The following is a 25,381-nucleotide window of genomic DNA, read 5'->3' as shown; positions in this document are numbered from 1 at the left end:
ACTCGCGGTCGACGACGCGTGGTCAGGAACCCTCGAGGTCAGGAGACGCGGCCGGTGTACTTCTCGCCCGGCGCCTCACCGGGGGCGTCCGGGAAGGGGAGCGCCTCGGCGAAGGCCAGCTGGAGCGAGCGCAGGCCGTCACGCAGCGAGCGGGCATGCTCGTTGCCGATCTCCGGAGCCGCGGCGGTCACGAGACCGGCCAGGGCGTTGATCAGCTTCCGGGCCTCGTCGAGGTCCTGGTACTGACCGGTCTCCTCGTCCTCCGCGAGCCCGACCTTCACGGCCGCAGCGCTCAGCAGGTGCACGCAGGCGGAGGTGATGATCTCCACCGCGGCGACGTCGGCGATATCGCGGAGCTCCTCAGCGCCCGTGGCGGGAGCCTCGGCGTGACCGGCATGGTCCGCATGGTCCGCATGGTCGGCGTGGCCGGCATGGTTCGCGTGGTCGGAGTGGTCGTGGTGCTGGTGATCGTTCACGTCTGCAGAGATCCTTCGTGGTCGGTGGTGCACGCCCGGTGCGGGCGCGCGGGGTGGTGGTGTGGGGCGGTGATCAGCTTCCCAGAGGAAGGGTCCCGGCCTCGTCCACCATGCTGAAAGTGAAGTGCAGGCCGGTGGGCTGGGTGCCGATGGGGACGTCGTAGACCTTGTGGAAGGTGGCGGTGCTCTCCGGGGAGACCACTCCGAAGGGTCGGCTGTCCGCGACGAAGTTCGCGCTCGCGTCTGAGTCGGGAGCGTAGGTCTGGCCGTCGCCCGCCTCGAGCTCCACCAGCTCTGCAATGTCCACGCTCGTGTCGCGCGGGTTCTCGACCTCGAAGATCACGACGATGTATTCACCCTCGGGCTCCATGGTCGAGCCCGGAGTGCCGACCTTGCGTACACCGATCTCGGTGCTCACCTCCGTGATGGTCACCTCGCCGATCTGCACCTGCCCGGGGCCGGCTGGATCCTGCGCCGTCCCGGTCGCGGGCGCCGACGGGGCCGACGAACCGGCTGCGGGTGCGGCGGGCGAGAGCGCCCGGAAGGCGAGCACCCCGCCACCGACGATGACCACCAGCAGCAGGACGGCGATCACCGAGATCCCTGCGATGAGCAGGCCACGCCGGCTCCTCCCGGCGGGCAGGGCTTCCTTCGGCGGCGCAGGCCGACGGTTGGGCCTGGCCGGCCGCGGCGGTGGCGTGGGGAATCCCTCGGGAACAGGACGGAGCACTGCTCGTGGCGCCGTGCGCAGAGCGGTCACCGGCCGGATGCCGGTGGCGGGGACCTGCCCGGTGCCGCTGTCGGCGGGGGCCCCGGGTACCGCGGCGGAGGTCTCCTCGCCGGCGGAGAAGTCGGCGGCGGGTGCCTCATCCGCGTCGAATGCTGCGGAGGGTGCATCGTCCTCCGCGATTCCGGAGTCGGCGGCGCGAGCACCGCCGGTTCCCGCGGCATCGAGCGGTGTCTGCCCGTAGCCGTAGTCATGGGACTCGGGGGAGGGCGTGCTGGGGACGGGACGACCGGGGAGGTCGTCCCCGCCGGACGCATCGCGGTCGGTCTCCACCAGCACTCCTTGTTGTCGCAGCATGCGGGCGCGACGCACATCACCTGGACTGCGGCCGCACTCCTGCTAGGATAGACGATTGGAACAGGTCGAGACCCTCGTCTTCAGTTCCTTCAAGTGGAGTCCCTTCCCACCTCGTGGCGATCAGCCCGTGAGCCTTCCGGCCCGCGAGCGCACAGCTGCTGGGTCAGTATCGCAGTCAGGCAGCAATGCCTGTACCGCGCTGTGGCGCGTGCACCTGGGGCCTCCGCATGATAATGCGGGGGCTTTCGTCGTCTTCCGACTCGAATCAAGGTGAGGAGCCAACATCAGCGAACAGCGCATCAATGGTCAGATCAGGGTCCCCAAGGTCCTCCTGGTCGGGCCCGCCGGCGAGCAGGTCGGTGAGGTCCGTGTCGAGGACGCCCTGCGTCTCGCACAGGAATCAGGCCTCGATCTCGTCGAGGTCGCGCCCGGCGCGAATCCGCCGGTCGCGCGTCTGATGGATTACGGCAAGTACAAGTACGAAGCCAACCTGAAGGCCCGTGAGTCGCGCAAGAACCAGGCGAACACGGTCCAGAAGGAAATCCGTATGGGCCTGAAGATCGATACCCATGACTACGACACCAAGCGCCGCAATGTTGAGAAGTTCCTTGACGGTGGCGACAAGGTCAAGGTCATCATTCGCTTCCGTGGTCGTGAGCAGTCCCGTCCCGAGAGGGGCGTCAAGCTTCTCGGTCGTATGGCCGAGGACGTCGCCGACTACGGCTTCGTCGAGTCGCATCCGCGGCAGGACGGCCGCAACATGGTGATGGTCTTCGGGCCTCACAAGAAGAAGGCCCAGGCCATGGCCGAGGCCCGCAAGCGCAAGACCGATGCTGAGAAGGCTGCTGCTCGGAGCGAGGACGAGAAGTCCGCTCCCACGGCTGAGGCCGACACCAGCGCCGAGTCCTGAGAAACGTCACAAGGAGAACAGGCAGATGCCGAAGAACAAGACCCACTCGGGTACCAAGAAGCGCGTCCGCGTCACCGGCTCGGGCAAGCTCATGCGCGAGAAGGCCAACGCCCGCCACCTGCTGGAGCACAAGTCCTCCACCCGCAAGCGCCGTCTCGGCAACGACACCTCTGTCGCCAAGGCCGATGTCAAGCGTATGAAGAAGCTGCTGGGCCGCTGATCGCCCACGTGGGAGCACTGCTCCCGCGCCCCTGAATTTACGATCGAAGGAGTATCACGTGGCACGCGTGAAGCGGGCGGTAAACGCCCATAAGAAGCGTCGGGAAATCCTGGAGCAGGCCAGCGGCTACCGCGGTCAGCGCTCTCGCCTGTACCGCAAGGCGAAGGAGCAGGTGCTGCACTCGCAGACCTACAACTTCCGCGACCGCAAGAAGCGCAAGGGCAACTTCCGTCAGCTCTGGATCCAGCGCATCAACGCTGCGGCCCGCGCCAACGGCATGACCTACAACCGCCTCATCCAGGGCCTCGGCCTGGCCGGCGTCGAGGTCGACCGCCGCATGCTCGCAGAGCTCGCCGTCAACGACGCCCCGGCATTTGCCGCCCTGGTCGAGGTCGCGAAGAACGCCCTCCCCGAGGACGTCAACGCCCCGGCAGCCTGACATCGCGGCATCTGTTGCGAAGAACCGCAATGCCTGAGCGCCCGGATCAGTCTCCGCTCACCTCTGCCCGCTCCGAGCGGGTGAAGAAGGTGGCGGCGCTGACCGGGCGCTCTGCACGTCGTAAGCAGGGCAGGTTCCGGGTCGAGGGGCCGCAGTCGGTCCGCTCGCTGCTGGCGCATCGCCCCGAGCTGGCGCTCGAGGTCTTCCTCACCGAGCGTGCGGCCACGGGCCACCCCGAGCTGATCGAGCTGGCCCGCGCCGCCGGGGTACCCGTACGCACCGTCGATGAGCAGATCCTGCGCGCCCTGGTCCGTGACACCGCAGCGACCAGCTCAGCGGGGGCCACGGACGCCCCCGGCGCCCCGGAAGCACTCGGTGCCTCCGGTACTGCCGGTGTTGCCGGTGCCTCAGGCTCCCTGGTCTCCCCGCAGGGGGTCGTCGCCGTCGGCGCCCTGCCCGCCGAGGACCCGTCGGCCGCCGCAGCAGCCCTGGGCGCGCTGCCACCCGAGGGTCCCGTCACCGTCGCAGTGCTCCACGAGGTTCGCGACCCCGGCAACGTCGGCACCCTGATCCGCACGGCGGACGCCGCCGGCGCCGACCTGGTGCTGCTGACCCGCACCAGCGCCGACCCCTACGCACCCAAGGCGGTGCGCGCCGCCGTCGGCAGCCTGTTCCACCTCCCCGTGCTCACCGGCGCCGAGATCGAGGACGTGCTCGCGCAGCTCGCCGCCACCTCCATCGCCGCCGCCGCCACCAGCGGGTACGCCGACTCCGAGCTCTTCACCGCGGCGCTTCCCGCGCGGATCGCCTGGATCTTCGGCAACGAGGCACGCGGCCTGGACGAGGCCACCCTCGCCGCCGCCCCGTTGACCGTGCGGATCCCCCTGGCCGGGCACGCCGAATCGCTCAACGTCCACACCGCCGCGACCGTCTGCCTCTTCGAGACGCTCCGGCGCCGACAGGCAGGGGCATGAACGCCGTCTCCCAGCGCGCCGGCGCCCTCGCACTTCCTATCCTCCTGCTCCTCACCGTCGCCGCCGCCCTGGCGGGCATGGCAGCCACCGGAGCCCTCGCCCCTGCCGAACTCGTCCCCGCCTCTCCGCTGGTCACCTGGGGCCTGCCGGTCGTACGTGCACTGCACCACCTGGGCCTGCTGCTCGCCATCGGGGCCGGTGGAACCGCAGTGCTGCTGCTGCCGGGTCCCGGTCGCCGCCAAGTGACCACCCTGGATCCGCTGCGCCGCCGGACCGTGCGCCTCGGCGCCGCGGGAGCGCTGCTGTGGGCGGCGGCCTCCCTCGCCCTGATCCCGCTGGTCGGACTGGAAGCCACCGGCGCCGGCAGCGACCTCAACCTCTGGGACGTGGCGATGGGTGGTGAGCTGGGCCGGATCCAGCTGAGCATCACCGTCTTCGCGGCGCTGTCCGCTCTCGCCTATGCGCTCGCGCGCTCCACGGTGCTGGCCAGCTGGGGGCTGGCCTTCGCCGGGGTCGGCGCCGCCGCGCTGGGGCTCGCCGGGCATGCCGGCTCCAGCCTCGACCACATCAACGCCGTCAATGCGATGTCGGTGCACCTGGTGGCGGTCAGCGTCTGGGCCGGGGGGCTGCTGGTGCTCTTCCTGCTCGATGCCCGCATGGACGAGACGCAGATGGCCACCGCGATCCGCCGGTTCTCGCCCTGGGCGCTGGCGGCCGTGGCAGCCCTCGCGCTCAGCGGGCTGATCAGCGCGTGGATCCGGATGTCCCACTGGTCCGAGCTGCTCACCACCGGCTATGGCCGGGTGGTGCTGATCAAGGCGCTGGGCCTGCTCACTCTCGCCGTGCTGGGTGCTCTGCAGCGGCGACGGCTGGGGGAGCGGATCCGATTCCGTCACCTCGTCGCGACCGAGGGCCTGGTGATGGCCGCGGTGATCGGTGCGTCGATCGCCCTGGGCCGCTCCGCTCCGCCGGTCCCGCAGGAGATCCCCGCCGTGGGGGAGCTGCGGGTCCTGGCCCTGGTGGGCTACCTCCCGCCGGAGCGCGAGTTCTCGCCCGGCACCCTGTTCACCGTGTTCCAGCCCGACTGGATCGCTCTCGCCCTGGCCGTGACGATGGCCGGCCTGTACGTGACCGGCGTGGTGCGTCTGACCCGTCGCGGGGATGTCTGGCCGTGGATCCGGACCGCGTGCTTCCTGGCGGGCTGTCTCGCCTTCGCCTGGGTGATGAACGGCGGCGCTGCGGCCTGGGGCAAGTTCCGCTTCGACGCGCACATGATCCAGCACATGGCGATGATGATGATCGTGCCGCCGCTGTGGGTGCTCGGCGGCCCGGTCACGCTGCTGTCCCGCGCGGTCGCGCCCCGCACCGACGGCTCCCGCGGCGTGCGCGAATGGGTGCTGGCCGCTCTGCACTCCAGCTATTCCCGGCTGGTCTCCTCCCCGCCGGTGGCCGGGTTCCTCTTCGTGGGCTCGTTGATCGTCTTCTACTTCTCGCCCCTGTTCGAGCTGGCCATGGAGCACCACGTCGGGCATCTGCTGATGACGGTGCACTTCCTCGCCTCCGGCTACCTGTTCGCCTGGGTGCTGATCGGCGTCGACCCCTCCCAGAAGCCGATCAACCCGGTGCTGAAACTGATCACCCTGCTGGTCACCCTCGCGTTCCACGCCTTCTTCGGGGTGGCCATGGTCTCGGCGACCTGGCTGGTCGCGGAGGACTGGTACACCCAGCTCGGGATGTACCCGTTGGATCGGCTCGAGCTGATCCAGGTGCGCGGCGGCACCATCATGTGGGCGATCTCGGAGGTCCCGACCGTCGGCTACGCGATCATCGTCGCGGCGATGTGGATGAAGTCCGACGATCGCCGGGCCCGCCAGTACGACCGCAAGGCGGAGCGGGACGGCGGCGCCGAGCTCGCGGCCTACAACGCCTATCTGGCGCAGCTGCGGGGTGAGAGCGATCTGGACCCGGCGGAGGAGCCGGCGGCCACAGCGGAGTCCGGCGTCGCGTCCGTCGCTGACGCCGACGAGGCGGGCTGCGCTGAGCGCGGGGACGCGGCCGACGGCGAGGCGGTCCGGCCGTCCGCTGAACAGGGGACCCCTCCCACGAACGGCCCGCAGACCGCATGAGCCACGATGCGCGGGGTCGGGTCCTCCGCTTCAGCCCCATGACTCTCGACGCGGCCCGGGTTCGTCAGCGCGGACCCCACCGAGGACGGTGAGGCCTGTGAGATCAGCCTGGGTCTGCACCCGGATCTCACGGGCTGCGGCCGCGGCTCCGCCTTCCTCGCCGCCGGGCTGCAGCAGCCCCGTCGCTCGGAGATGCCTGATCGCATCGTGCTGAGCGTCGCCGCGTTCAACATCCGGGCGAACAGCGCGTAGGAGGGTGCCGGATTCGAGGACATCGAACGGCATGCCCCGCGCACCGATGGCGGGTCCATGACGTCGTCCGCACGGAGCTGCGGAGACGCTGAGCACCGCTGACGCGAGGGCAGACAGAGCTCGGATGCACGCGCGCCCGACGCAGAACGGCGGCGATCGTCCGGAGATGATCGCCGCCGCTCCCGTGCTCAGCCGGGTCAGCTCAGCGAGGGCCCGTCAGTGCGGGACTCAGAGCCAGTCGCCCTGGGCCGCCCGCTTCTCTGTGCCGATGGTGGTGTCGGGGCCGTGGCCGGTGTGCACCACCGTGTCCTCGGGCAGCGCGAACAGCCGCTCCCGCACGGACTCCTCGATCGTCTCCCGGGAGGAGAAGGAGCGCCCGGTGGCACCGGGACCGCCCTGGAACAGGGTGTCGCCGGTGAACACGGCGCCCAGCTCCTCGGAGTAGTAGCAGGTCGAGCCGGGGGAGTGGCCCGGGGTGTGCAGCGCCTCGAGGTTCACCCCCGCGATCGTGAACATGTCGCCGTCGGCGACGTCGTCGTCCCAGGGCAGGTCGCCATGGGTGAGCTGCCAGACCTCGCGGTCCGCGGGGTTCAGCAGGATCGGTGCCTCGAGCGCCTCGGACAGCTCGGGGGCCATCCGCACGTGGTCGTCGTGGGCGTGGGTGAGCAGGATGCCCACGCACTCCCGGTTGCCGACCAGATCGAGCACGGTGTCGAGATCATGCGGGGCATCGAAGACCACGCACTGCTCGTCATCGCCGAGCACCCAGACGTTGTTGTCCACCTGATGGGTCTCGCCGTCGAGGCTGAAGGTTCCCGAGGTGACGGCGTGCGCGAGCCGGGCGGTCATCGGCCGATCACCGCCACGGTGCGCAGGGTGTCGCCCTCGTGGAGCGCATCCAGGGAGCCGTCGACCCCGGCGAGGTCGGTGCGACCGGTGACGAAGCGGTCCAGGGGGAGTCGTCCCTGCAGGAAGAGGTCGATGAGATACGGGAAGTCCCGCTCGGGGAGGCAGTCCCCGTACCAGGAGGACTTCAGCGACCCGCCCCGGCCGAAGACATCCAGCAGCGGCAGGGTGAGCTCCACCCCCGGGCGCGGCACGCCCACCAGCACCACGCGGCCGGCGAGGTCTCGGGAGTAGAAGGCGGTCTCGTAGGTCTGCGGAATGCCCACGGCGTCCACGACCACGTCAGCGCCGAAGCCGCCGGTGAGCTCCTGGACCTTCTCGGCCACCTGCTGGGGGGAGAGGCCCTGGGTGAGCACGGTGTGGGTGGCGCCCAGCTCCTTCGCGGCGGCGAGCTTCTTCTCGTCGACGTCGAGCCCGATGATCGTGGTCGCGCCGGCGAGCTTCGCCCCGGCGATCGCGGCGCAGCCCACGCCGCCCAGACCGATCACCGCGAGGGATTCGCCCCGCTGCACGGCGCCGGTGTTGATCGCGGCGCCGATGCCCGCCATCACGCCGCAGCCCAGGAGGCCGGCGACCTCGGCAGGGGCGTCCTCGGAGACCTTCGTGCACTGTCCCTCATGGACCAGGGTCTTCTCCGCGAAGGAGCCGATGCCCAGCGCCGCGGTGAGCTCGGTGCCGTCGGTGAGGGTCGTGGGCTTGGAGGCGTTGTGGGTGTCGAAGCAGTACTGCGGTACGCCCTTCTTGCAGGCACGGCACTGCCCGCAGACGGCCCGCCAGTTCAGCACCACGTAGTCGCCGACCTCCACGTGGGTGACGTTCTCACCGATCACGGAGACGCGGCCGGCGGATTCGTGCCCCAGCAGGAAGGGGAACTCGTCGTTGATCCCGCCGTCGCGGTAGGCGAGGTCGGTGTGGCAGACGCCGGTCGCCTCGATGTCGACCACGACATCGTTCGGGCCGGGGTCGGGGATCACGATGTCGAGCAGCTCGGCGGGCTGCTTCTCACTGCGGGCGACGACGCCCTTCACGGTCCAGGTCATGCTGGCCTCCTTCGAGGTCGGGGTTTGCCCACCAGCCTATCCGCGCTGATCACCCGATGACTGGATCCGTCCCGATGAGGTGCGTCGCGTCGTCGGCGGTTGTGCTCCCCGGGCAGTCGCCGCACCTCCTAGAATGGCGTGCGGTGCCCGCGCGGCAGTTCCCGCACCTTGGTGCCCGTGCCCTCCTGCCCCCGGACGAAAGCGATACCTGTGTCCGAGTCATCCTCGACTCCCGCCGCCCCGGCCCTCGACGAGGCGACCATCGGTGACGCCATCGATGCCGCGCTCTCCGCGATCGCCGCGGCCGCCTCCACCGCCGAGCTCAAGCAGGTCCGCATCGAGCATGTCGGTGACGCCAGCGTGCTCTCGAGCGCGAACCGCGCCATCAAGGACCTCCCCAAGGAGCAGAAGGCCGCCGCCGGCAAGCTGGTGGGCCAGGGCAAGGGTCGCGTCCAGAAGCAGCTCGCCGCCCGCCAGCAGGAGCTCGCCGCCGCCGAGGAGGAGGCCGCGCTCGCCGCGGAGACGGTCGACGTCACCCTCCCCACCGACCTGCGCCCCCGCGGGGCCTCGCATCCGCTGACGGTGCTGCAGGACCGGATCAACGACTTCTTCGTCGGCATCGGCTGGGAGATCGCCGAGGGCCCGGAGATCGAATCCTCCTGGCTGAACTTCGATGCCCTGAACGCTGACCCGGAGCACCCCTCGCGTTCCCTGCAGGACACCCTGTACGTCGCGCCCGAGGGCTCCGGCATGCTGCTGCGCACCCAGACCTCGCCGGTGCAGATCCGCGCCATGCTCGAGCGTGGCGCTCCGCTGTATGTCGCCTGCCCCGGCACCGTCTACCGGGCCGACGAGATCGACGCGACCCACTCGCCGATGTTCCACCAGGTCGAGGGCCTCGCGATCGACAAGGGCCTGACGATGGCGAATCTCGTGGGCACCCTCGACGCCTTCGCCGCGCACATCTTCGGCGGGGCGCCGATCACGCGCCTGCGCCCGAACCACTTCCCCTTCACCGAGCCCAGCGCCGAGATGGACTTCCGCTGCTTCAGCTGCGAGGCGCGCGAGGGCCTGGACCACGAGGCGGACCCGAACTGCCGGGTGTGCGGCGGTACGGGCTGGATCGAGATGGGCGGCTGCGGCATGGTCCACCCGAACGTCCTGCGCGCGGCCGGCGTGGACCCCGAGGAGTACCAGGGCTTCGCCTTCGGCCTGGGGATCGAGCGCATCCTCATGCTCCGCAACAGCGTGGCGGACATGCGCGACATGGTGGAGGGCGACGTCCGCTTCTCCCAGCACTACGGTACGGAGATCTGAGATGCCCCGCATTCCCCTGACCTGGCTCGCCGAGCACACCGAGCTGACCGCCGGCGCCTCCGCCCAGCAGGTCGCCACCGACCTCTCCCGCGTGGGACTCGAAGAGGAAGCGATCTTCGGCGCCCAGGTGTCCGGTCCGCTCGTCGTCGGCCGCGTGCTGGAACTCGTCAAGGAGCCCCAGAAGAACGGCAAGACCATCAACTGGGTGCGCGTGGACGTCGGCCCCGAGCACAACGAGGACGCCGACAACCCCAAGGACCCCCAGCCGGGCGAGGAGCGCCCCAGCCGCGGCATCATCTGCGGCGCGCACAACTTCGTCGAGGGCGACCTGGTGGTGGTCTCCCTGCCCGGCACCGTGCTGCCCGGCGACTTCGCGATCGCGGCCCGCAGAACCTACGGCCACACCTCCGACGGGATGATCTGCTCCGGCGACGAGCTGGGGCTGGGGGAGGACCCCTCCGGCGAGGACGGCATCATCGTGCTGGGCCGCGGCCACGCCGAGGGCCTGACCGGGGAGCCCGGGGACGACGCGATCGCCCTGCTCGGTCTCGCCGACGAGGTCGTCGAGATCAACGTGACCCCGGACCGCGGCTACTGCTTCTCCATGCGCGGCGTGGCCCGCGAGTACTCCCACGCGACCGGCGCGAGCTTCACCGACCCGGTCACCAGCGTGGACGTCCCGCAGGCCGAAGCGGGCGGAGTCGCCGTCCAGCTGCGCGACCAGGCCCCGCTCCGTGAGGTCGCGGGCTGCTCGCGCTTCGTCGCCCTCGAGGTGCGCGGCGTGGACCCTGCCGCCCAGACCCCGCGCTGGATGGCCCGCCGCCTGACCCTCGCGGGCATGCGACCGATCTCGCTGATCGTCGACGTCACGAACTACGTGATGCTCGATCTCGGACAGCCGCTGCACGCCTACGACGCCGACAAGGTCGTCGCCCCGATCGTGGTGCGCCGCGCCCGCAAGGGCGAGAAGCTCACCACGCTGGACGACGTCACCCGCACCCTGGATCCGGAAGACCTGCTCATCACCGACAGCGAGGGCGGCGAGGGCGAGCGCCTGCTCGGCATCGCCGGTGTGATGGGTGGAAAGTCCACCGAGGTCTCCAGCACCACCTCGAACATCGTGCTCGAGGCGGCGACCTTCCACTCCATCTCGGTGGCCCGCTCCGCGCGCCGTCACCGCCTGCCCTCGGAGGCGTCCAAGCGCTTCGAGCGCGGCGTGGATCCGCAGCTGCCGCTGGTCGCGGCCTACCGTGCCGCACAGCTGATCGCCCAGTTCGGCGGCGGCGAGATCGCGCCGACGGTCACTGATGAGGGCTCGGTCCCCGCCCCGGCCGCGGCGATCACCCTCCCGCTCGGCGACGCCGAACGCGTGGTCGGCATCGCCTACACCCCGGAGCAGGTGCGCGGCAGCCTCGAGATGATCGGCTGCCAGGTCGAGGACGCCCGCGACGGCTCCCTCGCCGTCTCCCCGCCCTCCTGGCGCCCGGACCTCACCATCCGGGAGGACCTGATCGAGGAGATCGCCCGTCTCGTCGGCTACGAGACGATCCCGTCGATCCTGCCCACGGCGCCCGGCGGACGGGGCCTCACCCGCGCCCAGCGAGCCCGTCGTGACGCACACCGCGCACTCGCCGAGGCAGGGGTCATCGAGGTCACGTCCTATCCCTTCGTGGGCGAGGGCATCTTCGACGCCCTGCGCTATGAGGCCGACGACACGCGGCGCGACGCCGTGCGCCTGCTGAACCCGCTGGCCGACGACGAGCCGCTGATGCGGACCTCCCTGCTGCAGACCCTGCTGCCCGTCGCCCGGCGGAACCTCGGCCGCGGCGAGGAGTCGGTGGCGATCTTCCAGCTCGGCACCACCTCCCGCTCCCGCGGTGAGGGCGCCCGCTCACCGGTCCCGGCGGCTGGCCAGCGGCCCACCGACGCCGAGCTCGAGGAGGTCCTCGCCGCACTGCCGGTCCAGACCCGCACCCTCGCCGCCGTCGTCGGTGGGGCGTCCGGCCCGGGCTCCTGGCAGGGCGAGATCGCGCCCTGGAGCTGGACCGATGCCTTCGACCTCGCGCGCCGGGCGGCCGCCGCCGTCGGCACCGAGCTCGAAGTGCGCCAGACCGAGCATGCTCCTTTCCATCCCGGCCGCGCCGGGCAGCTGCGGGTCCTCACCGCTGACGGGGAGAGCACGGTGATCGGCCATGCCGGTGAGCTCCACCCCGCCGTGGTCAAGGAGTTCGGTCTCCCCGCCCGCACCAGCGCTTTCGAACTCGATCTCGAGGCCCTGATCGCGTCGGCCCCTGCCGTGGTGGTCGCCGCTCCGGTGCCCACCTACCCGGTGGCCAAGGAGGACTTCGCCTTCGTGGTCGACCAGGACGTGCCGGCCTCGGCTGTCGAAGCGGCGATCGTGGTGGGTGTCGGTGACCTCGCCGAGAACGTCCACCTGTTCGACGTCTTCACCGGTGAGCAGATCGGCGAGGGCAAGAAGTCGCTCGCCTTCTCGGTCAGGCTGCGCTCCACCGAGGGCACCCTGAGCGCCGAGCAGATCGGTGAGGCGCGCACGCGCTGCATTGCGGCCGTCGATGCCGCCGTCGGGGGAGTGCTGCGCGCGTGAGCCCGATGCCTCCTGCCATCGACCCCGCGAGCTCCGCTCCGGGGCCGACCGGTCCTGACGACGCACCGGCGCGACAGGTTCCGCCCGGTCCCGCTCCGACGCCGGCCGTCCCGGCGCGGAACGGGACCATCGCCTGGGCGCTGGGATTCCTGGCATACTTCCCGATCCCCTTCGTGGGGCTGCTGATCGCCGGGATCACCCAGCTCGTCGTGGGCCTTCGTCAGCGCAGGTACGGCGGGCTCGCCGCGGTCAACGGCGTGCGCGCAGCGAACTGGGGCCTGACCCAGCTGTGCTGGCCCGTGCTCATGGCTCTCACGATGCTGATCGCGGTGCTCACCGGATCTCCGTCGTCCTCCGGCGACGGGATGATGTTCCGTCCGGTGATGAACGTTCTCGTCTTCACTGTGCTGGGGCTGTTCTTCGTCGTCAGCCTGCTGGAGGCGGTCTATGCGATCGTCGGCACCGTGATGGCGTCCAAGGGCCGACGGGTACGGCTGCCCGTGATCCCCTTCCTGCGCGCCCCGCGCGACTGAGCCCGGGCAGAGAGCGCCCCGGAACGAGAATGCGGGAGGGGTGCAGCTGTCAGCTGCACCCCTCCCGCGTTCTCGCGCCGCCCTTCGTGAGGACAGATCAAGCGGCCTCACATCGTGTTCACGATGAGCCCGATGTGGGTGTAGAAGTTCATCGCTCCGAACAGGACGAAGACGACGCCGGTCACCAGCCAGAGCGCGCCGACGACCTTGGCGATCGTCGGGACCTGGAACGTGGCGTCTCCGCCAGCACTCGGGGAGGCTTTCGAGAGAGCACGGATGGCCAGGGGAGCCAGGACAGCACCCACCCCGACCAGACCGAACAGCAGGGACATGAAGATCGCCTCCACGAGGGGCCACTCGGCGAATGCTCCGGAGATCGGCTCCTGTGGCGGTGCGGCGAACAGCTGGTACACGATGCCGGCGAACATGATGGCCACCAGTGCCAGGCCGAGACCTGCGATGAAGATGCTGAGCGGTCGCGCGGCCCGCGCCACTTCGGTCAGCGGCGTCGGGGAGGCGATGATCCGATCACCTCGCTTCGCCAGGAAGATCGCCAGGGCGGACATCAGGATCCCGAAGCCGAGGCTGGTCTCCCCGAAGATGACGTTGTCGAAGGCGAACCCGCCGGCGGCAAGGGGCCAGGTGAAGCTCATGTGCGCGCCGGTCACCGTGAGGATGACCCCGAGCGAGCCGAAGGTCAGCGCCCAGCCGTCCGTGCTGAGGGGATCCTCGGCCCGGTGGCGCATCAGGTCACGGACGAAGAGGACCAGAGCGACAAGACCAGCGCCCGCGGCGAGCGACATGATCGTGTTGTAGGTCGGCATCGTCGTCCAGTCGATCATTCCGGGCGAGGACTCACCCATGAAGAAATCCTTCATCACTACCTCCTGTAGGGGCCGTCCGGCCCCAGATAGAACAACATTCATCTCTATCATGAGCACTGGCCTGGCCGCGCCTCCACCTCTCCTGCGGGACGCGTCCAGGGAGTCCATGCAGTGAACCGAGTGGCTGATCATGCAGACTGCTGTATATACTTCCGGCATGTCTTCTTCGAGTGACTCCGCCATCCCTACGGCGCATCAGGCCACCTCGCAGCGACCCCGCGTCGCCGTCGTCGGCGCCTCCGGCTACGCCGGGGGAGAGACTCTGAGGCTGCTCTCCTCGCACCCGGGCGTCGAGGTCGCCACTGTGACTGCGCATTCGAGCGCGGGCAAGCTTCTCAGCGAGGTCGCGCCGCACATCGACCTCGGCCACGATCCCGTGCTGGCGGAGACGAGCGTGGACACCCTGCGCGGTCATGACGTGGTCGTGCTCGCCCTCCCTCACGGGCAGTCCGGCCAGATCGCTGCTGCGCTGCGCGCGGAGGACCCGGACGTGCTGGTCCTGGATCTCGGCGCGGACCATCGGCTCGAAAGCGCCGAGGACTGGAGCGAGTACTACCGCAGCGAGCACTCAGGGACGTGGACCTACGGCATGCCCGAGCTGCCCCTGGCGGACGGCACCCGCCAGCGCGAGCTGCTGGTCGGCGCCCGCGAGATCGCAGTGCCCGGCTGCAACGCCACTGCCGTCTCGCTCGCGCTCGCACCGCTGGTGCGCGCCGGCCTTCTTGACGCCGCACAGCTCAGCGCTGTGCTGCCGGTGGGTTACTCCGGCGCCGGCCGCGCAGCCAAGCAGCATCTGATGTTCGCCGAGGCCTCCGGCAGCGCCGCCCCGTATGCCGTCGGCGGCAGTCACCGCCACGTCCCCGAGGTGCTGCAGAACCTCCGCCGGGCCACCGGCGAGACCGGTCAGCGCCTCAGCTTCACCCCGGTGCTGGTGCCCATGAGCCGCGGGATCCTTGCAGTGTGCACCGCACCCGTCGCAGAGGGCACCACCACCGCCGATCTGCTCGGCGCCCTGCAGGCCGACTACGCCGACGAGCACTTCGTGACCGTCCTGCCCGAGGGGGTCTTCCCCTCCACCGGCGAGGTCACCGGCGCGAACACCCTCCGCATCGGCGCCGCGGTGGATCGTCACAGCGGCCAGGCGACGGTGATCTCCGCGCTCGACAACCTGGTCAAGGGCACCGCCGGAGCGGCGATCCAGTCCATGAACCTCGCGCTGGGACTGCCCGAGCGCACCGGCCTGACCCGGACCGCGCTCGCGCCCTGAGCGCGATCCCCAGAACTCCCGTCGCCGCTGGACCGTCAGGTTCCCGCGACGCTTCCGCCACAGCACCTCCCAGACCTCTCAGGAGCTCCCATGTCGATCACCCGCCCCCGCGGCTTCCGCGCCGTCGGCCTTGCTGCTGGTATCAAGGCCACCGGCAAGGACGACCTGTCCCTCATCGTCAACGACGGTCCGCGAGACACCGCTGCCGCGGTGTTCACCAGCAACCGGGTCCAGGCAGCTCCTGTCCTCTGGTCCCGCCAGGCCGTCTCGGACGGGCGCGCACGGGCCGTGGTCCTGAACTCCGGCGGCGCGAACGCGTGCACCGGCCCGGAGGGCTTCGCCGACACCCACCGCACCGCCGAGCACCTCGCCAGCCTGCTCGATGTCGCAGCCCAGGACGTGCTCGTCTGCTCGACCGGGCTGATCGGGGAGCGCCTGCCGATGGAGCCGCTGCTGGCCGGGGTCACCACCGCCGCCGGTCAGCTCACGGCAGGACCAGAGGCGGATGCCGCCGCCTCTCGCGGGATCATGACCACCGACTCGGTCCCGAAGACGGCGGAGGTCACCACGCCCTCCGGCGTCGTCGTGGGCGGGATCGCCAAGGGTGCGGGCATGCTCTCACCGCAGCTCGCGACCATGCTGGTGGTCCTCACCACCGATGCCGACGTCGACGCGGAGACCGCCGACGCCGCACTGCGCGCCGCGACCTCCACCACTTTCGACCGCGTCGACTCCGACGCCTGCATGTCCACCAACGACACGGTCATCCTGCTGGCCTCCGGCGCGAGCGGCATCACCCTCGGGCTCGACGAGCTCACCGAGGCGGTCCGCACCGTCAGCGCGGATCTTGCCCGCCAGCTGGTGGCCGATGCCGAAGGCGCGAGCCACGACGTCCACGTGATCGTCCGCTCCGCCACCACCGAGCAGGCAGCCCTCGCCGTCGCCCGCGAGATCGCCCGCTCGAATCTCGTCAAGGCCGCGATCTTCGGCAACGACCCCAATTGGGGCCGAATCGTCTCCGCAGCCGGCTGCGTCCCCGAGGCTGTGGCACCCTTCGACGTCGCACACCTCTCGGTCACCGTCAACGGAGTCGAGGTGTGCCGCGAAGGCGGTGCCCACCGCGACCGCTCCGAGGTGGACATGACCCCGCGGGAGACCCTCATCGAGGTCGATCTCGGCGCCGGCGAGGCCACCGGTGACATCTGGACCAACGACCTCACCCACGACTACGTCGAAGAGAACAGCGCCTACTCCTCATGAATCCCACTCCGCAGAACAGCCCGGCCGGTGAGCCGGCAGGCGATGCGCCGCTGGTCGGCAAGAACCCCCTGGCGCAGCTCGACGCCGCCCGCAGCGAAGCCCGCGAGAAGTCCGAGGTGCTGATCGAGGCGATGCCCTGGATGCAGCGCTTCCGCGGCAGGATCGTGGTGGTCAAGTACGGCGGCAACGCGATGGTCGACGAAGAGCTGCGGCGCGGGTTCGCCGCCGACATCGTCTTCATGCGCCTGGCCGGCATCCGCGTGGTCGTCGTCCACGGCGGCGGCCCGCAGATCAACGCGATGCTGAAGCGGGTGGGCAAGGAATCCACCTTCCGCGGCGGCCTGCGCGTCACCGACGCCGAGACCATGGACATCGCCCGGATGGTGCTGGTGGGCCAGGTGGGCCGCGAGCTGGTGGGTCTGATCAACCACCACGGCCCCTTCGCCATCGGCATGTCCGGAGAGGACGCCCGACTGTTCACCGCCACCCGTCGCGGCACCGTGGTCGACGGCGAGGACGTCGACCTCGGCCACGTGGGTGCAGTGGGCGCCGTCAACATCGACGCCATCAGCGACCTGCTCGAGAGCGGGAGGATCCCCGTGATCTCCTCGATCGCCCCCGAGGTCGACGCCGACGGCAACCCCACCGGAGAGGTCCTGAACATCAACGCCGACCTCGCCGCCGCAGCGCTCGCCGAAGGACTGGACGCCGAGAAGCTGGTGATGCTCACCGACGTCGAGGGCCTCTACCGCGACTGGCCGGACCGCGGCTCGCTGATCCCCGAGATCTCCGCCTCGGAGCTGCGGGAGATGCTCCCCGGCCTCACCGCCGGGATGATCCCGAAGGCTGAGGCGCTGCTCGGCGCGGTCGACGCCGGGGTGCGCACCGCCGCGATGATCGACGGTCGGATCGAGCACGCCGTGCTGCTGGAGGTGTTCACGACCAAGGGCGTGGGCACCATGGTGAGGAGGGACGACTATGTCTGAGCAGGAACAGCCCATGCAGGAACAGCCCATGCAGGAACAGCCCGAGCAGGATCTCGCCCAGCGCTACGGAGACGCGCTGCTGCCCGTCTTCGGCACGCCCCAGAAGGTCCTCGCCCGCGGCGAGGGCGTGCACGTCTGGGACACCGACGGGAAGCAGTACCTCGATCTGCTCGCCGGGATCGCCGTGAACGCCCTCGGCCACGCCCACCCGGCGCTGCTCTCCGCGATCACCAAGCAGGCGGAGACCCTCGGGCATGTCTCGAACTTCTTCGCCTCCGCTCCGCAGATCGAGCTCGCCGAGAAGCTGCTGCAGCTCGCGCAGGCTCCGGCCGGCTCCGGAGTGTTCTTCGCCAACTCCGGCACCGAGGCCAACGAGGCCGCTTTCAAGATCGCCCGCCGCACCGGCCGTCCCCGCATCCTCGCGCTGCGCAATTCCTTCCACGGACGCACCATGGGCGCCCTCGCCCTCACCTGGAAGGAGGCGTATCGCGCCCCGTTCGAGCCGCTTCCCGGTGGAGTCGAGTTCCTCGATGTCGGGGATGAGGCGGCGCTCGCCGAGGCGCTCGCCCCGGGGGATGTCGCCGCAGTGTTCGCCGAGCCCATCCAGGGCGAAGCCGGGGTGCGCCCGCTCAGCACCGAATACCTTCTCGCGCTGCGCCGGCTCACCCGCGACCACGGCACCCTGCTGATCCTCGACGAGGTGCAGACCGGGATCGGCCGCACCGGCCACTGGTTCGCCCACCAGGCGCTCCCGGACGTCCAGCCCGACGTGATGACCCTCGCCAAGGGTCTGGGCGGCGGCTTCCCGATCGGCGCCGTGATCAGCTACGGCCCCGCCGTGCATGACCTCCTGAAGCCCGGCCAGCACGGCACCACCTTCGGGGGGAACCCGCTGGCCTCCGCCGCTGCGCTCGCCGTGCTCGGCACGATCCTCGAGGACGATCTGCTCGCGCACGTCGAAGCAGTCGGCGCGGGATTCACCCGCGACGTGCTCGCTCTGGACCATCCGCTGATCGAGGAGGTGCGCGGAGCCGGCCTGCTGCTCGGCATCGGACTGCGCGCCCCGATCGCCCCGCAGCTCGCGGCGGCGGCGCTCGAGGCCGGCTTCATCGTCAACGCCCCGGACGCCACCACGCTGCGGATCGCCCCGCCGCTGCTCATCACCCCGGCCCAGCTCGGCACCTTCACCGCTGCCCTGCCCGCCCTGCTCGAGGCCGCTGCGCCTGAAGGAGAGAACTGAGATGCCCCGTCACTTCCTGCGCGATGACGACCTGAGCCCGGCCGAGCAGAAGGAGGTCCTGGCACTCGCCCTGGCCCTGGCCGAGGATCGCTTCGCCAAGCGCCCCCTCGAAGGACCGCGCACGGTCGCGATCATGTTCGACAAGTCCTCCACCCGCACCCGGGTGTCGTTCGCGACCGGAGTCGCGGAGCTCGGCGGCAGCCCGCTGATGATGGAGGCCGGCAGCAGCCAGCTCGGCCGCGGCGAGTCCATCGCCGACACCACCCGCGTGCTCACCCGGATGGTCTCCGCGATCGTCTGGCGCACGTTCGGCCAGGAGCGCATCGAGGAGATGGCCGCGCACTCGAGCGTGCCGGTCATCAACGCCCTCACCGACGAGTTCCATCCCTGCCAGATCCTTGCTGACCTGCAGACCATCGCCCAGCACACCGGGGGACTGGCCGAGGGTGACGCGGCGCTGGCAGGTCGGTCCCTGGCCTACCTCGGCGACGGGGCGAACAACATGGCCCACTCGTACCTGCTGGGCGGCGTCACCGCCGGCATGGACGTGCGGATCGCCTCTCCTGCCTCCCACCGCCCGGACCCGGCGATCGTGGCCCGCGCCGAGGAGATCGCCGCCACCACCGGCGGGAGCGTCACCCTCACCGATGATCCCCGGCTCGCAGCCCGGGGCGCCACCGCCGTCATCACCGACACCTGGGTGTCGATGGGCCAGGAGGGCGAAGGCGGCCGCGGCGGGGAGACGTTCGCGCCCTTCCAGGTCACCGAGGAGCTGATGGAGCTCTCCGGCGGGCTGTTCCTGCACTGCCTGCCGGCCTACCGCGGCAAGGAGGTCACCGCCGCGGTGATCGACGGGCCCTCCTCCGTGGTGTGGGACGAGGCCGAGAACCGCCTGCACGCCCAGAAGGCGCTGCTGACCTGGCTGCTCGAGCACCCTGACCAGAACACCGCCGCGCACGCCCTCCCGCGGGGAGCGCGCCGATGAGCGATTCCCGCCGCGCGCTCGCCCAGACCAAGACCTCCCGTCAGCAGCGCATCGTCCAGCTGCTCACTCACCAGGAGGTGTCCTCCCAGTCCCAGCTCGCCCAGCTGCTGACCGCTGAGGGCATCGAGGTCACCCAGGCGACCCTCTCGCGGGACCTGGTGGAGCTGCAGGCGGAGAAGATCCGCGGCTCAGCGGGCAGCCTCGTCTACCGGCTGCCTCCGGAGGGCGGATCCGCCCGCCCGGCGGCAGCCCCGGAGAACGAGCTGCTGGAGGCGAGGCTGCCGCGGCTCGCGGAAGGCCTGCTGGTCTCGGCGGAGGCCAGCGGCAACCTGGTGGTGGTGCGCACCCCGCCCGGGGGTGCGCAGTATCTCGCTTCGGCGATGGATCGCTCGGTGATGCCGGATGTCCTCGGTACGATCGCAGGCGATGACACCGTGCTGCTGGTCTCTCGGGACCCTGCCGGCGGTGACCGGCTCGCCGAACGACTGCTCGATCTCGCGGATGGCCGACGGGAGACCGTCGACCCCGCGACGTCGCCCCGGCGTCAGTCCGCACCGACGGATCATGCCGGTCGCACCGGCTCGTCGACCCCGGACACGCCACGCAGCGCCTGACTGCTTCGACCCCAAGACCCCAAGACCCCAAGATCCTGAGACGCCAAAGTCTCTTGACCCCATGACCTCGGGCACCGGCCCCTCGGGACCCGCCCGATCACTCTGTGACTCACGACTAGGAGCATTCCTGTGACCGAAAAGATCGTCCTCGCCTACTCCGGCGGCCTCGACACCTCCGTGGCCATCGGCTGGATCCATGACGCCACCGGCGCCGATGTCATCGCCTGTGCGGTGGATGTCGGCCAGGGCGGAGAGGACCTCGAGGTGATCCGCCAGCGCGCCCTGGACTGCGGCGCCGTCGAGGCTTATGTGGCCGATGCCCGCGACGAGTTCGCCAACGAGTACTGCATGCCCGCGCTCCAGGCGAACGCGCTGTACATGGACGCCTACCCGAACGTCTCCGCGATCTCGCGCCCGGTGATCACCAAGCACCTCGTGAAGGCGGCCAAGAAGTACGGCGCCTCCACGGTCGCCCACGGCTGCACCGGCAAGGGCAACGACCAGGTCCGTTTCGAGGTCTCGATCACCTCGCTGGCCCCCGAGCTCAAGTGCATCGCTCCGGTGCGTGACCTCGCGCTGACCCGTGACAAGGCGATCCAGTACGCCGAGCGCAAGGGTCTGCCGATCGAGACCACCAAGCACAACCCCTTCTCGATCGACCAGAACGTGTGGGGCCGCGCCATCGAGACCGGCTTCCTCGAGGACATCTGGAACGAGCCCACCAAGGACGTCTTCAGCTACACCGACGACCCGGCCTTCCCGCCGGTCGCCGACGAAATCGTCATCTCCTTCGAGCGCGGCATCCCGGTCGCCATCGACGGTCGCAAGGTCTCCCCGCTCGAGGCGATCCAGGAGCTCAACCGCCGCGCCGGCGCACAGGGCATCGGCCGCATCGACATCGTCGAGGACCGCCTGGTGGGCATCAAGTCCCGCGAGGTCTACGAGGCCCCCGGCGCGATGACGCTGATCACCGCTCACCAGGAGCTCGAGCGCGTGACCCTCGAGCGCGAGCAGGCCCGCTTCAAGCGCACCGTGAGCGACCGCTGGACCGACCTGGTCTACGACGGCCAGTGGTTCTCCCCGCTGAAGAAGTCCCTGGACGCCTTCATCTCGGACACCCAGCGCTACGTCAGCGGTGATATCCGCATGACCCTGCACGGCGGCCGCGCCACCGTGACCGGGCGCCGCACCGAGACCGGTCTGTACGACTTCAACCTCGCCACCTACGACGAGGGCGACACCTTCGACCAGGCCAGCGCCCGCGGCTTCATCGACATCTACGGCCTGGCCGCCAAGCAGGCCGCGGCCCGCGACGTCGCCTTCGGCAACGGCGAGGACCTCGACGCCGCACCCGAGGGGCAGGCATGAGCCAGAACGGCTCCCTGCCAGGCCAGGACGGCACCCAGATGGATGCCTCTGCCGGGCAGGCCGCCGCGGATCCGTCAGCTGCAGCGGACCCGTCGGCCGCGAAGGAGAACGCCTCCCTGTGGGGCGGGCGCTTCGGCTCCGGCCCTGCGGCGGCGCTGGCCGCCCTGTCGGTGTCCACCCACTTCGACTGGCGGCTGGCGCAGTACGACCTGCGCGGCTCGAAGGCGCACGCCAACGTGCTCCACACAGCCGGCCTGCTGAGCGATGACGAGCTCACCGGCATGCAGGCCGCGCTGGACACCCTCGCGGCCGACGTCGCCTCCGGCGAGTTCGCCGCCGCGCCCGAGGACGAGGACGTGCACACCGCCCTCGAGCGCGGCCTCATCGAGCGGGCCGGTGCGGATCTCGGCGGCAAGCTGCGCGCCGGGCGCTCCCGCAACGACCAGATCGCCACCCTGATCCGGCTGTTCATCCGCGATCAGGCTCGCGCCATCGGTGACCAGGTCCTCGACCTCGTCGATGTGCTGGTGGCCCGGGCTCGTGAGGTGCACGGCGCTCCGATGCCGGGCCGCACCCACCTCCAGCATGCCCAGCCGCTGCTGCTCAGCCATCACCTGCTGGCCCACGCCTGGCCGCTGCTGCGGGACGTGGAGCGGTTGCGGGATCTCGACGCTCGCACGGACATCTCCCCGTACGGCTCGGGGGCGCTGGCCGGTTCGAGCCTGGGCCTGGATCCGCAGGCGGTCGCCGCGGAGCTGGGCTTCTCGGACTCGGTGTGGAACTCGATCGACGGGACCGCCTCACGCGACCTCACCGCCGAGTTCTCCTTCGTGCTCGCGATGATCGGGATCGACCTCTCGCGGCTCGCCGAGGAGGTCATCCTGTGGAACACCAAGGAGTTCTCGTTCATCACCCTGGACGACGCCTACTCCACCGGCTCCTCGATCATGCCGCAGAAGAAGAACCCGGACATCGCCGAGCTCGCACGCGGGAAGGCGGGTCGGATGATCGGCGACCTGGTGGGTCTGCTGGGCACGCTCAAGGCGCTTCCGCTCGCGTACAACCGCGACCTGCAGGAGGACAAGGAGCCGGTCTTCGATCAGGTCGATTCGCTGGACCTGGTGCTGCCGGCGTTCACGGGCATGATGGCGACCCTGGTCTTCCATACCGAGCGGATGGCCGAGCTCGCGCCGCAGGGCTTCTCGCTCGCGACCGATATCGCGGATCACCTGGTGCGTCGCGGGGTCCCGTTCCGGATCGCCCACGAGATCTCGGGGGCTTGCGTGAAGGTCGCCGAGTCTCAGGGCAAGGAGCTGTGGGATCTCACGGATGAGGAGATGGCTGCCATCTCTGAGCACCTGGACGGCTCGGTCCGTTCGGTGCTGACCGTCGAGGGCTCCATCGCGTCCCGGGACGCGAAGGGCGGAACCGCACCGGTGCGAGTCGCGGAGCAGGAGGAGGCCGCCGCCGAGGAGATCTCCGCGTTGCGCGCCTTCACCCGGGACCGCTGAGCGGCGGCCACGCCCGTCACACGGTGCCGTCGACTGCCCGGCTCGTCCGGTCACCGGATTCTCCCGGCCACCTGTTCACCGGGCCACCGGTTCACTGGGCCGCCGGGTCCTCCCGGCCACCGGATATCTGTCTCCTCTGAGGATTGAACAGCTATACGGCTTTCAACCCTCACCAGGGACAGGAATCTGGTGGCCGGAGGCGGATGCGACGCCGTGGGCCCGGGATCTGTGACAATGGCGCTCGGGCACGCACAGCGTGGGCTCCACGCACACCGAGGGCTCACCGGGCAGCTCGCTCGAACTCCGGTCCGTGCGCGCCCCGACCAATCAGACCCCGGCCTCTCCCGGCCGGACCATCGGCACCCTGTGCCCCTCCGAGAGGAACCGATCGATGCATTCCGTCCTGGACGAGCTCGCCTGGCGAGGACTCGTCGTGCAGACCACCGGGCGCGAGGCGCTCGGCAGCGCTCTGGCGGACGGACCGGTCAGCCTGTATTGCGGCTTCGACCCGACGGCGTCGTCCCTTCACGTCGGTCATCTGACCCAGGTGCTCACGATGCGCCGGCTCCAGCTCGCCGGCCACCACCCCTACGCGTTGGTGGGTGGGGCGACCGGCCTGATCGGTGATCCGCGCATGTCCGGGGAGCGGGTGCTCAACGATGCCGAGATCGTCGCGACGTGGGTCGACAGCCTGCGAGGGCAGATCTCCCGCTTCCTCGACCTCGAGGGCGAGTTCGCGGTGACCATGGTGAACAACCTCGACTGGATCGGGCAGATGAGCGCCCTGGACTTCCTGCGGGACATGGGCAAGCACTTCCGCATGGGCACCATGCTCGCGAAGGACACCGTGGCCCGCCGCTTGCAGAGCGACGAGGGGATCAGCTACACCGAATTCAGCTACCAGGTGCTCCAGGGCATCGACTACCTCGAGCTGTATCGCCGCCATGGGGTCTCATTGCAGTTCGGAGGCAACGATCAGTGGGGGAACCTGCTCACCGGTGTCGATCTGATCCACAAGGTCGAGGGCCACGATGCGCACGCCCTGACCACACCGCTGGTCACCAAGGCGGATGGCACCAAGTTCGGGAAGAGCGAGGGGGGCGCAGTCTGGCTCGACGCAGACCTCACCAGCCCCTACGCCTTCCACCAGTTCTGGCTCAATGCGGCCGACGGCGACGTCGTGAACTACCTGAAGTACTTCACCTTCCGGTCGCAGGAGGAGATCGCCGAGCTCGAGCACGCGACCGCCGATGCCTCCCACCAGCGCGCAGCCCAGAAGCTGCTCGCGGACGATCTCACCACGATGGTCCACGGTGAGCAGGCCACCGCGCAGGCCAAGGCTGCGGCGACGGTCCTGTTCGGGCGCGGTGATGTGCGAGAGCTCGATGAGCAGACGATCGTGACGATCGCCCGCGAGCTGCCAGGCGCGGAGGTCTCCACGACCATGGCGCTGGTCGATGCGTTCGTGGAGTCCGGCATCGCGGCGTCGAAGGGTGCCGCACGGCGCGACGCTGAGGGCGGAGGCCTCTCGGTGAACGGAGAGAAGGTGACTGCTGAGGATCTCGCCCGAGAGGTGGGGGACCTCGAGGCGCTGCCGGGCAGGCACCTGCTCCTGCGCCGCGGACGCAAGAACGCCGCGATGGTCCGCCTCGCCGGCTGACCTACGTCCACACCGGAATTACGACGAGCCCCGTGCCCTGCAGCCGCAGAGCACGGGGCTCGTCGTGAATCCGGGGCCGGACGTCGTGGAGTGGGGAGACCCGGGGCGCAGGGGAGAGCCAGGGGGCGGGGAGCGTCAGGACGGAGCACGGCGTCCGGCCGGCAGCAGCGTCACCAGCTCCGTGGCCATGCCCGCCAGCGCCCGCCAAGTACGGCCTGCCACCGAAACTGTCAAGCCGACGATAAGTTCCGGTGACGCCCCTCTCAGACGCGGGTCACATCGCGATGAACGAGCGCTTTCCCTGAACAGAAAAACCCCGGTTGACCTGCACGGACGCGCTCAGAAGTGGGTGAATGGGAGGTGAATCCTCCGGTTTGACGACCCTCGCCCGGACCCGTAATGTTCTTTCTTGTCAGCAGGAACAACGCAGACACGAAGGGCCGGGAGCATCCCATAGGGAAGCGAACGGAACGGAGTGGAGCGGGACAGCTGCAGGACTGCCGGACCGAGAGATCGGGATGGTGAACGTGGGCAGGTCAGAGGGAAGATCGCGAGTCGATCCGAACGAGACCGGGAGCACACGGAGCGGAGTTGGACTGGGCCGCGAAGAACTGCTAGAGTAGTGATTCGCGCCGGAACGACGACGTAGAACGTCAGTCGGTAGGAAGTTTCCGCCGGCGCCACCGAGCCTCTGACTCGAACCGCTCTGCGGGGAGAGAATGAT

Annotated in this window: 22 protein-coding genes; 17 read left to right on the top strand and 5 right to left on the bottom strand. The window is 70.0% G+C overall.

Features of this window, described 5'->3' with window-relative positions:
• Positions 1-38 precede the first annotated feature (38 nt).
• Both ACT3SQ_RS15660 and ACT3SQ_RS15655 read right to left on the bottom strand, forming a co-directional pair.
• Entirely contained in the window at positions 39-347 is a 309-nt protein-coding gene (locus ACT3SQ_RS15660) for a DUF1844 domain-containing protein (RefSeq protein ID WP_441444339.1), read from the bottom strand.
• Positions 348-549: 202 nt separating this feature from the next.
• Positions 550-1,536, bottom strand: a complete 987-nt coding sequence (locus ACT3SQ_RS15655) for a hypothetical protein (RefSeq protein WP_442332016.1) — start codon at positions 1,534-1,536, stop codon at positions 550-552.
• Between the two features lie 307 nt (positions 1,537-1,843).
• On the opposite strand from ACT3SQ_RS15655, the gene infC reads away from it, so the two are divergent.
• From infC to ACT3SQ_RS15630, 5 genes are read left to right on the top strand one after another with little or no spacing between them, the layout of a single operon-like run.
• A complete protein-coding gene (gene infC / locus ACT3SQ_RS15650) occupies positions 1,844-2,470 on the top strand; it encodes a translation initiation factor IF-3 (protein WP_442332021.1) in 627 nt (208 codons plus the stop codon).
• Between the two features lie 25 nt (positions 2,471-2,495).
• Complete coding sequence (gene rpmI, locus ACT3SQ_RS15645) at positions 2,496-2,690, top strand: 50S ribosomal protein L35 (protein ID WP_441444323.1); 195 nt, start codon at positions 2,496-2,498, stop codon at positions 2,688-2,690.
• A gap of 58 nt (positions 2,691-2,748) precedes the next feature.
• Positions 2,749-3,129, top strand: a complete 381-nt coding sequence (gene rplT / locus ACT3SQ_RS15640) for a 50S ribosomal protein L20 (RefSeq protein ID WP_096802603.1) — start codon at positions 2,749-2,751, stop codon at positions 3,127-3,129.
• A 29-nt stretch (positions 3,130-3,158) separates the two neighbouring features.
• Entirely contained in the window at positions 3,159-4,103 is a 945-nt protein-coding gene (locus tag ACT3SQ_RS15635) for a TrmH family RNA methyltransferase (protein WP_442332015.1), read from the top strand.
• Positions 4,100-6,229 (top strand): cytochrome c oxidase assembly protein, encoded by a 2,130-nt coding sequence (locus ACT3SQ_RS15630; protein ID WP_442332014.1) that lies wholly within the window; start codon positions 4,100-4,102, stop codon positions 6,227-6,229. The genes ACT3SQ_RS15635 and ACT3SQ_RS15630 overlap by 4 nt, the downstream gene beginning before the upstream one ends.
• Positions 6,230-6,709: 480 nt before the next feature.
• Here ACT3SQ_RS15630 and ACT3SQ_RS15625 read toward each other — a convergent pair whose 3' ends face one another.
• Positions 6,710-7,330 (bottom strand): MBL fold metallo-hydrolase, encoded by a 621-nt coding sequence (locus tag ACT3SQ_RS15625; protein ID WP_441444326.1) that lies wholly within the window; start codon positions 7,328-7,330, stop codon positions 6,710-6,712.
• Complete coding sequence (locus ACT3SQ_RS15620; RefSeq protein ID WP_441444327.1) at positions 7,327-8,427, bottom strand: S-(hydroxymethyl)mycothiol dehydrogenase; 1,101 nt, start codon at positions 8,425-8,427, stop codon at positions 7,327-7,329. The genes ACT3SQ_RS15625 and ACT3SQ_RS15620 overlap by 4 nt, the downstream gene beginning before the upstream one ends.
• Positions 8,428-8,637: 210 nt before the next feature.
• On the opposite strand from ACT3SQ_RS15620, the gene pheS reads away from it, so the two are divergent.
• The 3 genes from pheS to ACT3SQ_RS15605 are packed head-to-tail and all read left to right on the top strand — an operon-like array spanning position 8,638 to position 12,882.
• The gene (gene pheS, locus ACT3SQ_RS15615) at positions 8,638-9,744 is read left to right on the top strand and encodes a phenylalanine--tRNA ligase subunit alpha (protein ID WP_441444328.1); all 1,107 of its coding nucleotides are present in this window, start codon (positions 8,638-8,640) and stop codon (positions 9,742-9,744) included.
• Position 9,745: 1 nt separating this feature from the next.
• Positions 9,746-12,349, top strand: a complete 2,604-nt coding sequence (gene pheT, locus ACT3SQ_RS15610) for a phenylalanine--tRNA ligase subunit beta (protein WP_442332013.1) — start codon at positions 9,746-9,748, stop codon at positions 12,347-12,349.
• A gap of 5 nt (positions 12,350-12,354) precedes the next feature.
• Positions 12,355-12,882 (top strand): hypothetical protein, encoded by a 528-nt coding sequence (locus tag ACT3SQ_RS15605; protein ID WP_442332020.1) that lies wholly within the window; start codon positions 12,355-12,357, stop codon positions 12,880-12,882.
• 107 nt (positions 12,883-12,989) lie between these two features.
• Here the strand turns inward: ACT3SQ_RS15605 and ACT3SQ_RS15600 are convergent, their stop codons facing one another.
• Positions 12,990-13,760, bottom strand: a complete 771-nt coding sequence (locus ACT3SQ_RS15600; RefSeq protein ID WP_444502240.1) for a DUF981 family protein — start codon at positions 13,758-13,760, stop codon at positions 12,990-12,992.
• A gap of 163 nt (positions 13,761-13,923) precedes the next feature.
• On the opposite strand from ACT3SQ_RS15600, the gene argC reads away from it, so the two are divergent.
• The 9 genes from argC (at position 13,924) to tyrS (ending at position 24,657) form a co-directional block, all read left to right on the top strand.
• The gene (gene argC / locus ACT3SQ_RS15595) at positions 13,924-15,033 is read left to right on the top strand and encodes an N-acetyl-gamma-glutamyl-phosphate reductase (RefSeq protein ID WP_442332011.1); all 1,110 of its coding nucleotides are present in this window, start codon (positions 13,924-13,926) and stop codon (positions 15,031-15,033) included.
• Positions 15,034-15,123: 90 nt separating this feature from the next.
• Positions 15,124-16,293 (top strand): bifunctional glutamate N-acetyltransferase/amino-acid acetyltransferase ArgJ, encoded by a 1,170-nt coding sequence (gene argJ / locus ACT3SQ_RS15590; RefSeq protein ID WP_442332010.1) that lies wholly within the window; start codon positions 15,124-15,126, stop codon positions 16,291-16,293.
• On the top strand, positions 16,290-17,279 hold the full coding sequence (argB, locus tag ACT3SQ_RS15585; protein WP_345077695.1) for an acetylglutamate kinase: 990 nt from the start codon (positions 16,290-16,292) through the stop codon (positions 17,277-17,279). Before argJ ends, argB begins: the two co-directional genes overlap by 4 nt.
• Positions 17,272-18,519: an acetylornithine transaminase gene (locus ACT3SQ_RS15580; protein ID WP_444601363.1), complete on the top strand. Its 1,248-nt coding sequence runs from the start codon at positions 17,272-17,274 to the stop codon at positions 18,517-18,519. Before argB ends, ACT3SQ_RS15580 begins: the two co-directional genes overlap by 8 nt.
• Before the next feature lies 1 nt (position 18,520).
• The gene (argF, locus tag ACT3SQ_RS15575) at positions 18,521-19,504 is read left to right on the top strand and encodes an ornithine carbamoyltransferase (RefSeq protein ID WP_444502242.1); all 984 of its coding nucleotides are present in this window, start codon (positions 18,521-18,523) and stop codon (positions 19,502-19,504) included.
• Positions 19,501-20,118 (top strand): arginine repressor, encoded by a 618-nt coding sequence (locus ACT3SQ_RS15570; protein ID WP_442332838.1) that lies wholly within the window; start codon positions 19,501-19,503, stop codon positions 20,116-20,118. The genes argF and ACT3SQ_RS15570 overlap by 4 nt, the downstream gene beginning before the upstream one ends.
• A gap of 129 nt (positions 20,119-20,247) precedes the next feature.
• On the top strand, positions 20,248-21,486 hold the full coding sequence (locus ACT3SQ_RS15565) for an argininosuccinate synthase (protein WP_442332839.1): 1,239 nt from the start codon (positions 20,248-20,250) through the stop codon (positions 21,484-21,486).
• Between the two features lie 38 nt (positions 21,487-21,524).
• A complete protein-coding gene (gene argH / locus ACT3SQ_RS15560) occupies positions 21,525-22,997 on the top strand; it encodes an argininosuccinate lyase (RefSeq protein ID WP_444601371.1) in 1,473 nt (490 codons plus the stop codon).
• Between the two features lie 391 nt (positions 22,998-23,388).
• Positions 23,389-24,657, top strand: coding sequence for a tyrosine--tRNA ligase (gene tyrS / locus ACT3SQ_RS15555; RefSeq protein ID WP_442332840.1), 1,269 nt, complete (start codon positions 23,389-23,391; stop codon positions 24,655-24,657).
• Positions 24,658-25,381 lie beyond the last annotated feature (724 nt).

Source organism: Brachybacterium sp. AOP42-C2-15, from assembly GCF_052377065.1.
Taxonomy (GTDB): domain Bacteria; phylum Actinomycetota; class Actinomycetes; order Actinomycetales; family Dermabacteraceae; genus Brachybacterium.
This window is presented reverse-complemented; position numbering and strand designations above follow the sequence as displayed.

Bases quoted from the DNA above. Each gene is read 5' to 3' on its own strand.
- rpmI (WP_441444323.1), top strand. From the start codon at position 2,496: ATGCCGAAGAACAAGACCCACTCGGGTACCAAGAAGCGCGTCCGCGTC.
- ACT3SQ_RS15635 (WP_442332015.1), top strand. From the start codon at position 3,159: ATGCCTGAGCGCCCGGATCAGTCTCCGCTCACCTCTGCCCGCTCCGAG.
- ACT3SQ_RS15630 (WP_442332014.1), top strand. From the start codon at position 4,100: ATGAACGCCGTCTCCCAGCGCGCCGGCGCCCTCGCACTTCCTATCCTC.
- ACT3SQ_RS15625 (WP_441444326.1), bottom strand. From the start codon at position 7,330: ATGACCGCCCGGCTCGCGCACGCCGTCACCTCGGGAACCTTCAGCCTC.
- ACT3SQ_RS15620 (WP_441444327.1), bottom strand. From the start codon at position 8,427: ATGACCTGGACCGTGAAGGGCGTCGTCGCCCGCAGTGAGAAGCAGCCC.
- pheT (WP_442332013.1), top strand. From the start codon at position 9,746: ATGCCCCGCATTCCCCTGACCTGGCTCGCCGAGCACACCGAGCTGACC.
- ACT3SQ_RS15605 (WP_442332020.1), top strand. From the start codon at position 12,355: ATGCCTCCTGCCATCGACCCCGCGAGCTCCGCTCCGGGGCCGACCGGT.
- ACT3SQ_RS15600 (WP_444502240.1), bottom strand. From the start codon at position 13,760: ATGAAGGATTTCTTCATGGGTGAGTCCTCGCCCGGAATGATCGACTGG.
- argC (WP_442332011.1), top strand. From the start codon at position 13,924: ATGTCTTCTTCGAGTGACTCCGCCATCCCTACGGCGCATCAGGCCACC.
- argJ (WP_442332010.1), top strand. From the start codon at position 15,124: ATGTCGATCACCCGCCCCCGCGGCTTCCGCGCCGTCGGCCTTGCTGCT.
- argB (WP_345077695.1), top strand. From the start codon at position 16,290: ATGAATCCCACTCCGCAGAACAGCCCGGCCGGTGAGCCGGCAGGCGAT.
- ACT3SQ_RS15580 (WP_444601363.1), top strand. From the start codon at position 17,272: ATGTCTGAGCAGGAACAGCCCATGCAGGAACAGCCCATGCAGGAACAG.
- argF (WP_444502242.1), top strand. From the start codon at position 18,521: ATGCCCCGTCACTTCCTGCGCGATGACGACCTGAGCCCGGCCGAGCAG.
- ACT3SQ_RS15570 (WP_442332838.1), top strand. From the start codon at position 19,501: ATGAGCGATTCCCGCCGCGCGCTCGCCCAGACCAAGACCTCCCGTCAG.
- argH (WP_444601371.1), top strand. From the start codon at position 21,525: ATGGATGCCTCTGCCGGGCAGGCCGCCGCGGATCCGTCAGCTGCAGCG.
- tyrS (WP_442332840.1), top strand. From the start codon at position 23,389: ATGCATTCCGTCCTGGACGAGCTCGCCTGGCGAGGACTCGTCGTGCAG.